Raw genomic sequence first — 10,353 nt, 5'->3', positions numbered from 1 at the left:
TACGCTTTGGAACAATTATTGAATGGATTGAGATAGTAAATTATAAAAGTATACCAAAAATGAAACGTTTCTTATTTGTGACCCTTCTTCTGGCTTTTGCTGCAACAGGTTACTCGCAGCAGGATGCAAAAGCCAAGGAAATTCTGGAGAAAGTAACCAAAACTACGCAGTCGCTTTCTTCGCTCGATGCCAAATTTTCGTTTGAAATGAATAATAAGGCACAAAATATTCAGGAAAAAAGTACCGGAACCATTGTCTTGAAAAACAAGAAATACAAGCTGAATATCCCGCAAATGGGGCTTCAGGTGACCTGCGATGGCAAAACAATCTGGACTTACATGGTTAATTCGAATGAAGTTAGTATTTCTAACCTCGATGAAGCAACTGACGAGTTGATGGATCCGGCCAAAATTTTTACTATTTACGAAAGAGGTTTTAACTACAAATACATCGGAGAATCGGTGGATGGCGGAGTGCCGGTTTATAACATCGATCTGACACCCCAAAAACCTTCAGGTGATATCCAGAAAATTAAGATCATGATTGACAAGCAAAAGATGCTGATTCGTGGCGCCAACATGTCGGGCAAAGATGGGAATACCTACAATGTTCAGGTTAATCAATTTAAGACTGATGGTGTTTATTCTGATACAGAATTTGTTTTCGATCCGAAGAAATACAAAGGGATTGAAGTGGTGGATATGAGGTAAATATTTGATTAATAGATATAAAGCCGGAATGATTTGATCGTTCCGGCTTTTTTATTTTCGATTTTCAGGTTTTGGAAGAGGTCGTCCAGAACCCCTTTTAAGTCATAAAAATCAACCGGATCGGCTTTAAAATAATGGGATTCCGGATATCTCCTTCCGGTCCACAGGACCGATAAACGATTGGTTTCAGTCGGCAGGGTATTTGAGTCAACGGAAGCAGAAAAACCTTTACCCAATTCATAAAAACGAAGGTTCAGATTTCTCTGCGCCCAATTTTTAGACATAGTCATCAGAAGCCCGGGGATCAGGCTGATGCGCATGACCGATTGATCTTCGGAAATAGGGTTATTGATCCGGACCAGGGAAGGTTTGTCCGAAGACCGGGGATCCAGAAAGATCGAACTGTGCTCCTGGGAGATAAAACTATAGGTGATAATCTCATCAAATCCCAGACCGGCCAGGATCTCTTTGATTCTTTTGCGAAGAGAGATGGCCTGGGGTTCTTTACGATTTTTGGCGGAAGCGGTCGGGATGGTTACCGGAATCTGGTCGTAGCCGATCATTCTGGCCACTTCTTCCATCAGGTCCACCGGCCTGGTCAGATCCCGGCGGAAGGAGGTCGGGATGATCTCTACTAAGTCTTTATCCTTGGTTTCGGCCGTCAAACCCAGACGGCGGCAGATTTCTATGACTTTTTCCGGGGAAACCGCAATCCCTAAAAACCGGCTGGTCCTCTGGGTATCAAGGGTTATAGGCTCAATGGACAGGGGCCTGGGATATTGGTCGATCCGACCGGGAATGATCTCACCCCCCGCCAGTTCCCGGATTAAAAGGGCCGCCCGGTCGAGGGCCGGAATAACCCCTTCTATATCTACGCCCCGTTCAAAACGGATGGAGGCCTCGCTGGACAGGGAAAGCTTCTTGGCTGTCCGCCGGATACAGGGGGGATCAAAACAGGCGCTTTCTATGAAAATGGTTTTTGTGGAAGGCTGAATCTCCGTTTCCTCTCCCCCCATGATGCCGGCTAAGGCCACCCCTTTTTCTCCGTCGGCGATAACCAGCATATCCGGATTAAGGATTCTTTCCTGACCATCGAGGGTGGTCAGGTGTTCACCGGGGTCGGCCCGGCGCACCACTATCCGACGTCTGCCAAGGGTCTCAAAGTCAAAGGCATGGAGGGGTTGCCCGCATTCCATCAAAATAAAGTTGGTAATATCCACTACGTTATTGATGCTTCGTATGCCGACCGCATTCAGCCGCCGGCGCAGCCAGAGCGGAGAAGGGCCGATGGTCACCCCGCGCACCACCCGGGCGGCGTAACGGGGGCAATAATCCGGAGCCAGAATCGAGACCGAGGTCTCCCGTCCGATGGCTTCACCCGGCGGGGCAGAAGAAACATCGGGGATTGTTAAGGGCCGATTGAAAATAGCCGATATTTCCCGGGCAATGCCGATATGGCTCAGGCAATCGGCCCGGTTCGGGGTGACATTGATTTCCAGCAGGGTATCCTCCATCCCCAGGGCCCGGCTGAGCGGGGTTCCCAATTGGGCCACTTCCGGAAGGACCATGATACCGGAATGGTCTTCGGATAATCCCAGTTCTTTTTCCGAACAGAGCATCCCTGGTGAGACCACATTGCGTATGGTCGCCACCTGGACTTCGAGACCGGAAGGCAGTCGGGTCCCCGGAAGGGCGACCGGGACCTTTATCCCGGGGCGCACATTAGGGGCGCCGCAAACGATCTCCAGGGTTTCCTGACCGGTCAGGACCTTGCAAAGAGAAAGACGATCGGCCTGGGGGTGTTTCCGGACTTCAAGGATCTCTCCAACCACCGGGGATTCCAATTCCCGACCTATAGGATGGACGGCTTCGACCTCCAAGCCGGCCATGGTCAGGGCCTCGGCCAAATCCTCAGGGGAAAGGCCAGCCAAATCGACATAATCTTGTAACCAGTTAATTGTGACTTTCATTGTTTTTTCATATTATGAGAACTTGTTGTGAAGTCAAGAATTGTCCTTTTCCGTCATTCCGGCGAAAGCCGGAATCCAGGTTCAATGATCTGGTTCATGGTTTCCGGGTCTGGACCCCGGCTTTCGCCGGGGTGACGAACTGAGAGACTTATTGAGGTCATCTTGATATGGGGTTCTTTAAAACTGTTTTAAAAACCGCATGTCATTTTCATAAAACATCCGGATATCATCGATCCCATACCGCAACATGGCGATCCGTTCCACTCCCATCCCAAAGGCAAAACCCGTTACCTGGTCTGGATCATAGCCCACCATCCGATAAACTTCCGGATCGACCATTCCGGATCCCAGGATTTCCAGCCAGCCGGTTTGGGAACATAGCCGGCAACCTGCTCCCCGGCAAATGACACAGCCGATATCCACTTCAGCGCTGGGTTCGGTAAAAGGGAAAAAACTGGGGCGGAAACGAAGGGGGGTTTCTTCTCCGAACATTTGATGGACGAAAAGGGTCAGGATCCCTTTCAGGTCGCCGAAACTGATATCCTCCGCCACCATTAATCCTTCCACCTGGTGAAACATGGGGGTGTGCGAGATGTCCGAGTCCCGGCGATAGACCTTTCCGGGGGCAATAATCCGCAAGGGCGGGGGATTTTTTTCCATAACCCGTACCTGGAGAGGAGAGGTATGGGTTCGAAGCAAAACAGACTCGGAGATATAGAAGGTATCCTGCATGTCCCTGGCCGGATGGTCCCGAGGGATATTCAGGGCTTCAAAGTTATAGTAATCCAGCTCAACTTCCGGTCCTTCGACCATCTCGAAGTTTAGACGGGAAAAAATATGGCCTATTTCGTCCATGGTTTGACTGATAGGATGTCTTCGGCCTCGAAAGATCCTTCTTCCCGGAAGACTCCAGTCAAATTGGGATACTGCCCGATCCTTTTGTCCGGACCAGGCCTCCCTTTTTTGGTTCAGCAGCCCTTCCAGGACCGTTTTCAGGCGATTGGCCTCCTGGCCGACCAAAGGCCTCTCGGCCGCCGAAAGGGTCCCCAGTTCCCGTAAGCACTGGGTCAGTTCTCCTTTTCTCCCCAAGACCCGGATTTGTAAGGCCTCCAGATCCTTTAAGGACGCAGCGCGACTCAACTCTTCCCTGAATCGGGTTTCCAATAATTTTAATTTTGATACCATGGCAGGTTATCTTGTCGGATAGGGGTTTATAGTCAGGCCTGAGGGAGGGATTAAACCTGAGGCTGGGAAACCATCCTCACCAAAGAGGTAAACCTTTCCGGATCTCGTGTTGCCATTTCGGACAGGGCCTTACGGTCCAGACCGATGCCTGCCTTTTTTAAGGCTCCCATGAAACGACTATACGAAAGGTCGTTATTTTTAGCGGCTGCGCTGATGCGCACAATCCATAATCCCCTAAACTCCCTCTTCCGAACCTTTCGATCCCGATAGGCATATTTGAGAGACCGATCTACGGCCTCGGTTGCTGTTTTAAATAGACGGCTTCGGGCACCGCGATATCCTTTGGCCAACTTTAAGGTCTTATTTCTTCTTCGGCGGGCCTTGAAGCCCCTTTTTACTCTGGGCATGGTCAATCACCTCAATTATTAAACATTTTTAACGATCGGACTTAACTATAAGGCAGCATCCTCTTGATGGCCCTGGCATTGGCGGGGTCGACTACCGCCGACTTTCGCAATCGCCTCTTCCTCTTGGTGGTTTTACTGGTTAAAATGTGACTGCCAAAGGCCTTGGAACGGACGATCTTCCCGTTTCCGGTGGTCTTAAAACGCTTGGCAGCCCCCCTTCTGGATTTCATCTTGGGCATAACAACACTCTCCTTCTACGAAAATAAAGTTTCCCGATGCAAGATGCAAGTTTCAAGGGGCCATAGGCTATAGGCTATAGGCGAAAAAAACCATAAAATCGTTTTTACCTTGCCCATCGCCTATTGCCCGCAGCCCCAGGAAAATTTTCCTGATACGTGGTGCTTCACAGGGGTATGAGGTTATAAACCTTATTTCGGTCCCAAAATCATGGTCATGTTCCGGCCTTCCAACTTCGGTTCCTGTTCCACGATGGCCAGATCCTTGGTCTCCTCGTTGATCCGGTTCAAAATCTTCCGGGCCGCTTCCTGATACTGAATCTCCCGGCCTCGAAACATAAGGGATATTTTGGTTTTATTCTTTTTTTCCAAAAATTTCCGGATGTTCTTTAATTTGAACTGATAATCGTGTTCTTCGGTTTTCGGTCGAATCTTGACTTCCTTCACCTGGATGATGGTTCGACGTTTTTTGGCTTCATGGACCTTTTTGGTTTGTTGGTACCTGAACTTACCATAATCCATGATCCGGCATACAGGAGGATCCAGTTGTGGGGCCACTTCAACCAAATCCAACCCTTCTCCCTTGGCCAGAGACAGGGCTTGGGTTAAGGGCAAAATACCCAACTGCACCCCTCCCTCCCCGATGACACGCACATTCGCCGCCCTGATCTCATGATTTACATTAACCGATTTAGCTATAACCTCCACCTCCTATTTCAAATTCGGAATTCGGATTTCGGAATCGAGGTGACGACCCTAAGTCCGTATTCCACTCCTATTAATGGGTTTTTCCCGGAACCGATTCCAATTTAATCCGTTCGATCAGTTGAGGAACAGTCCAGACTCCCAAATTTTCCCCCCCGCGGGTTCTGGGACTGACGGCCTTTTGTTCTTCTTCTTTGTCGCCGATAACGATCATGTAGGGAATTTTTTGCAATTGGGCCTCTCGAACCTTGAGACCCAATTTTTCATTTCGAATGTCCAGTTCGACCCGGAGGCCGGATTGAAGTAATCCGTCAAAAACCTCCTGGCAATATTGGGCGTTGCGATCGGTTACCGATAAGACAACGGCCTGAACCGGGGCCAACCAAAGGGGAAAGGCTCCGGCATAATGTTCAATCAAGACTCCGATAAACCGTTCCATGGCCCCCAGGATGACTCGATGGACCATTACCGGCCGATGGCGTTCTCCGTCAGAGCCGATATAATTTAAATCAAATCGTTCCGGCAGAGTGAAATCACATTGGATTGTGGCACACTGCCAGCGACGATCCAGGGCATCTTTTAACTTTATGTCTATCTTGGGTCCGTAAAAAGCCCCCTCCCCTTCACAAATAGAAAAAGACAAATGATTGGCCTTCAAAGCTTGAATCAATGCCTCGGTGGCCCGCTCCCAGTCCTGATCACTGCCGATGGATTTTTCCGGGCGGGTACTGATCTCGACTTCAAAGGCAAAGTCAAAGATCTTCATGACTTCAGCAACGAAATTAAGGACCCCCCGGATTTCGTCCTGCAGTTGATCGGGCGTGCAGATGATGTGGGCGTCATCCTGGGTAAATTGGCGAACCCGCATCAGGCCGTGCAGGACACCCGATTTTTCATGGCGATGGACCGTCCCCAATTCAAAATAGCGTTTAGGCAGATCCCGGTAGCTCCGGACTTTCGATTTATAGATCAGCATATGGGCCAGACAGTTCATGGGTTTGATGCCATATCCCTGGCCGTCGATCTCGGTAAAATACATGAGGTCCCGGTAATTTTCATAATGGCCGGATTTTTTCCAGAGATCGGCCCTTAAAAGCTGGGGACCGATGACGATTTCATAGCCCCGCTTTAAATGTTCTTTCTTCTCAAAATCCTCAAGAATGGTCCGGAGCAAGGCCCCTTTGGGATGATAAATGACCAGGCCGGGCCCCACCTCATCATGGATACTGAAAAGGTCCAATTCCCGCCCTAATCGGCGATGATCCCGACGGCGGGCTTCTTCCTGGCGAAACAAATGGTCTTTCAGGGCTTTCTGTTCAAAAAAGGCGGTTCCGTAAATCCGTTGCAACATGGGATTTCGTTCATCCCCCCGCCAATAGGCCCCGGCAACATGGGTCAGTTTAAAGTGACGGCATTGGTCCGTAGAGGAAAGATGAGGACCGCGACACAAATCGACAAAATTTCCCTGTCGATACAGAGAAACCGTTTGGTCGGAAAGTCCTTCCAATAGCTCGACCTTGAAGGATTCGCCCTGGGATGAAAAAAGATTCAAGGCCGCTTCCCTGGAAACTTCCTCCCGAACGATAGGAATTTTCTCCCGACTCAGGGCTTGCATCCGTTCCTCGATCCGGGGAAGATCTTCAGGGGTAAAAGGCTCTTTTTTAGAAAAATCGTAATAAAACCCCTGTTCAATAGCCGGGCCGATGGCTAGTTTAACCTCGGGAAATAATTCTTTGACGGCCTGGGCCATCAAATGGGCAGTGGAATGGCGTAAAATATTTAAGCCTTCCGGGTCGTTATCATAAAGATGAATTTTTTTGGATTCCATGTCTTATGGATTTAAATGCCTTTAAAATATAAAGAATAAACTTTTTATATACTAAAGTTTGCTTTTGGTGTCAAATAAATATTTGAAATTTTAGGCAACCTGTAAAATGAGCCCTTTCAAGTAATGACTTTCCGGAAAATTGAGCAAAACCGGGTGATCTAAGGCCTGCATCCTTTTTCCCCGGAGATAAACCCGGCCTCCGGCCTTTCGAGCTGAGTGGGCCAGGAGATCCAGGAAAAGGGGTTCGGTAATATTATAAGAACAGGAATAGGTACTCAGGATCCCTCCCGGATCAAGGCAGCGTAAGGCCCGGCGATTCAACTCCTGGTAGCCCCTGAGGGCAGCGGATACAGCCGATTTCCTCCGGGCAAAAGGGGGCGGATCCAGGACGATCAGGTCAAACCGCCGGCCCTGTTCTTCGGCCCCTTTAAGAAAATCAAAGGCGTTATTTTTCTGAAAGGTGATGTTGGAAAATCCATTTTGTCCGGCATTCATTTTACCCCATTCCAAAGCCGGGGCCGAATCGTCAATGGCCAGTACTTCACTACCCCCCCTCGCCAGGTGGAGAGCAAAGTTTCCCGTATAACAAAAGCAATCCAGGATACGGCGGCTTTGTCCATAAGGACCCAAATGAAGCCGGTTTTCTCTTTGGTCCAGATAGGCCCCGGTTTTTTGACCTTTAATGGGGTCCACAAAGTATTGGACAGGACCTTCCTGAACCAGAATTTTTTCCGGTACTTGTCCGTAAGCTATTCGAATTTCTTGAGGAAGATGCTCCAAGGTGCGGGCTTCGAGATCGTTACGGATCAGGATGGATGAGGGGTGAAGGAGGTCCTGGAAGATGGCCCCGAATCGGTCTAACAGCCTTTCGGTTCCAGGGATCAGAGTTTGGATCACCAAATGACCGGCGTACCAGTCGGCAATCAAACCGGGTAAGCCGTCGGCCTCTGAAAAAATAAGCCGGCAGGCCTGATCCCGGTCCAACACGGTCTTTCGGCGTTCCATGGCCCTTTGAAGAATAAGTCGCCAGTAGGTCTGATCGATGATCCGGGGATCGGAAGTGATGAGACGGAAGGTGATCCGTGAATGGCGGCTATAAAAAGCCAGACCTAAAAACAGATTTTCCCGATTAAACAGGGAAACCACATCTCCGTTTTCAGCCTCTTCCAACGTTTGAACATCGTCGCGAAAAATCCAGGGATGGCCGGAACGAAACCATTTTTCCCCCTTGGGGGTAAGAATTGCCTTGGGTTTGTCCATTCCTTTATTCTTCCAGCAGGGGTCGATATTTTTTTAAATTATTGAGGACCTTTTTCATTCCCCTGATCACACAGTAATAGGGTTCCGGAGGGATTTGAACCGGGAGGTTAAATCGTTTTGTTATTCTTTCGGGCCATCCTCTGAGCAGGGCCCCGCCCCCTACCAAGGTGACCCCGTTATTTGAAATATCGGTGATCAATTCAGGCGATAATGATTCCAGGGCCATAGCGATTCCCTGGAGGATTTTTTGGGTCGCCGGCTCCAGGGCCATTCGGATATCGGCGGAATTGATCTGGTTCTGTCTCGGAAAACGATAAAACCGGTGAAATCCTTTAATATCAATGGAATAGTCTTCTATGACCGGGGCCACACTTCCATGAAGGATCTTTAAGGATTCGGAGGTGGTCAGTCCAATAGAAAACTGGTGTCTCAATTCGATTTCCTGTTTAATGGCTTGATCCATGATATTCCCACCGATCTTCAGGGAAATGCAATCCACAATTCCACCAAGGGCCAGGATCGTTATTTCCGTGGTTCCGCCGCCAAAATCCACCAAAAGGTTTCCCGGAGGGTTGTCAAAAGGGATTTCCGCCCCCAGTGCCGCGGCATAGGGTTCCCGGATCAGAAAAATCCGGGAAAAGGGGAAAAGTTCGAGCTGTTTTCGATAGGCCCGGACCTCTACATCAGTGGCACCCCAAGGGAGACAGAAAAGTACATTGCGGATGATCCCCCTTTTTTTATTTAAGATTTTTTTGATCAGGACCTGCAAGAAGGACCTGCAAACATCAAAATCGGAAATAACGCCATCTCGCAAGGGTTGAATGACCTGGATGTTTTTAGGGGTCAGACCGAACATCTTTTTGGCTTCCTGACCGATGGCCAGGGGGGCATGGTGTTGTTTCTTCAAGGCGACAAAGGTGGGCTCAAGAAGAAAAGAGTCATTGGAAATGAGATAGGCAACCGAATAAGTGGTACCCAAATCAATGGCTAAATGATGGCATAAGGGCATGGATTTCTATATCATTTATTAATAAATGACGACAATGTGAGAACTCCTGATTTTTACGAACTCGTCAATTTTGAAGATTTGAAAACGAGTCGATCTTTGAAAACGAGCCGATTCTGTATTTCCACAAAAGGTCTGACGGGGATGGAGAGGGATGCTTCCGGGTCGGAAACAAGCCCCTTGTTTCCGAATTCTAAAGTCCTTCTTGGGCTAATTCTTCCACCAATTTTTTTTGACGGTCGGACATTTTTCTGGGAATTTTAACCACAATTTTTATAAATTGGTCTCCCTGGCTCTTCTCGCCTAATGAAGGCAGTCCATAACCTTTTAATCGTAATTTGGACAGGGGTTGGGTCCCGGGAGGGATTTTAACCTGCAGGGCTTTGCCTTCCAGGGTGGGCACTTCCACTTGAGTCCCCAGTAAGGCCTGGGTGAGGTTAATTTCCTTTTCCACTACCAGGTTTTGTCCCTCCAGTTTAAATATCGGGTCTTCCAGGACCTTAATTTGGATATAGAGGTCTCCGGCCGGACCACCGGTCATGCTGGCTTCCCCTTTGCCCGGAATCCGCAGCTTCTTGCCTGTCGAGATTCCCGGAGGGATTTTGACCATGACCTTTTCCATCTTCTTTCCTGCCGGGAAGGAGAGTTGTTTTTCCGCCCCCAAGGCTGCTTCTTTCAGGGTAATGGCTAATTCATACATCTGGTCAGCACCCGGTTGCGGTCTGCCTGCCCCGGCATATTGACTATAAGGATCCCCGTAATCAAAGGCCTGTCCGCCTCGATTAAAAGTATAGGTTTTATAGCCCCCTCCCCCTGGATGCCCCGACCTCTGGCGGAACAGGTTTTCATAACCTCCGCCGAGTCCGAATTCCTTAAAGAGATTACTGAAATCAAACCCTTGGAATATGTCTTCCTGGCTGTAACGCTGTTGAAATCCAGCGGACCCAACCGTGTCGTATTGTTTTCTCTTTTCCTTGTCGCTCAATACCGCGTAGGCTTCACTCAGTTCTTTAAACTTTTCTTCCGCCTTTTTGTCCCCTTTATTC

Annotated in this window: 10 protein-coding genes; 1 reads left to right on the top strand and 9 read right to left on the bottom strand. The window is 49.0% G+C overall.

The window, feature by feature from the left end; translation table 11 throughout:
- The first annotated feature begins 59 nt into the window (after nt 1–59).
- The gene (locus HY879_09205; GenBank protein ID MBI5603523.1) at nt 60–710 is read left to right on the top strand and encodes an outer membrane lipoprotein carrier protein LolA; all 651 of its coding nucleotides are present in this window, start codon (nt 60–62) and stop codon (nt 708–710) included.
- A gap of 8 nt (nt 711–718) precedes the next feature.
- On the opposite strand, the gene HY879_09200 is transcribed toward HY879_09205, so the two are convergent.
- The 9 genes from HY879_09200 to HY879_09160 form a co-directional block, all read right to left on the bottom strand.
- Nucleotides 719–2,680 (bottom strand): phenylalanine--tRNA ligase subunit beta, encoded by a 1,962-nt coding sequence (locus HY879_09200; protein MBI5603522.1) that lies wholly within the window; start codon nt 2,678–2,680, stop codon nt 719–721.
- 177 nt (nt 2,681–2,857) lie between these two features.
- Nucleotides 2,858–3,865 (bottom strand): phenylalanine--tRNA ligase subunit alpha, encoded by a 1,008-nt coding sequence (gene pheS, locus HY879_09195; protein MBI5603521.1) that lies wholly within the window; start codon nt 3,863–3,865, stop codon nt 2,858–2,860.
- Nucleotides 3,866–3,915: 50 nt separating this feature from the next.
- Complete coding sequence (gene rplT, locus HY879_09190; protein ID MBI5603520.1) at nt 3,916–4,272, bottom strand: 50S ribosomal protein L20; 357 nt, start codon at nt 4,270–4,272, stop codon at nt 3,916–3,918.
- Between the two features lie 41 nt (nt 4,273–4,313).
- Nucleotides 4,314–4,511, bottom strand: coding sequence for a 50S ribosomal protein L35 (gene rpmI / locus HY879_09185; GenBank protein ID MBI5603519.1), 198 nt, complete (start codon nt 4,509–4,511; stop codon nt 4,314–4,316).
- A 189-nt stretch (nt 4,512–4,700) separates the two neighbouring features.
- Nucleotides 4,701–5,207 carry a translation initiation factor IF-3 gene (locus tag HY879_09180; protein ID MBI5603518.1) on the bottom strand — a complete coding sequence of 169 codons (507 nt, stop codon included), beginning with the start codon at nt 5,205–5,207 and terminating at the stop codon, nt 4,701–4,703.
- A gap of 79 nt (nt 5,208–5,286) precedes the next feature.
- Nucleotides 5,287–7,041, bottom strand: coding sequence for a threonine--tRNA ligase (gene thrS / locus HY879_09175; protein ID MBI5603517.1), 1,755 nt, complete (start codon nt 7,039–7,041; stop codon nt 5,287–5,289).
- A 90-nt stretch (nt 7,042–7,131) separates the two neighbouring features.
- Nucleotides 7,132–8,301: a class I SAM-dependent rRNA methyltransferase gene (locus HY879_09170; GenBank protein MBI5603516.1), complete on the bottom strand. Its 1,170-nt coding sequence runs from the start codon at nt 8,299–8,301 to the stop codon at nt 7,132–7,134.
- A gap of 4 nt (nt 8,302–8,305) precedes the next feature.
- Nucleotides 8,306–9,310, bottom strand: a complete 1,005-nt coding sequence (locus HY879_09165; GenBank protein ID MBI5603515.1) for a rod shape-determining protein — start codon at nt 9,308–9,310, stop codon at nt 8,306–8,308.
- Between the two features lie 190 nt (nt 9,311–9,500).
- A partial coding sequence (locus HY879_09160) for a DnaJ domain-containing protein (protein ID MBI5603514.1) occupies nt 9,501–10,353 on the bottom strand: 853 nt, incomplete at its 5' end.

This window comes from Deltaproteobacteria bacterium, from assembly GCA_016219225.1.
Classification (GTDB): Bacteria; Desulfobacterota; RBG-13-43-22; order RBG-13-43-22; family RBG-13-43-22; genus RBG-13-43-22.
Note: the sequence above shows the minus strand (reverse complement) of the source record. Positions and strands in the feature narration are given on the sequence as shown.

Coding starts and splice junctions, on each gene's coding strand:
- HY879_09170 (MBI5603516.1), bottom strand. CDS start 8,301: ATGGACAAACCCAAGGCAATTCTTACCCCCAAGGGGGAAAAATGGTTT.
- thrS (MBI5603517.1), bottom strand. CDS start 7,041: ATGGAATCCAAAAAAATTCATCTTTATGATAACGACCCGGAAGGCTTA.
- rpmI (MBI5603519.1), bottom strand. CDS start 4,511: ATGCCCAAGATGAAATCCAGAAGGGGGGCTGCCAAGCGTTTTAAGACC.
- rplT (MBI5603520.1), bottom strand. CDS start 4,272: ATGCCCAGAGTAAAAAGGGGCTTCAAGGCCCGCCGAAGAAGAAATAAG.
- HY879_09205 (MBI5603523.1), top strand. CDS start 60: ATGAAACGTTTCTTATTTGTGACCCTTCTTCTGGCTTTTGCTGCAACA.
- HY879_09165 (MBI5603515.1), bottom strand. CDS start 9,310: ATGCCCTTATGCCATCATTTAGCCATTGATTTGGGTACCACTTATTCG.
- HY879_09200 (MBI5603522.1), bottom strand. CDS start 2,680: ATGAAAGTCACAATTAACTGGTTACAAGATTATGTCGATTTGGCTGGC.
- pheS (MBI5603521.1), bottom strand. CDS start 3,865: ATGGTATCAAAATTAAAATTATTGGAAACCCGATTCAGGGAAGAGTTG.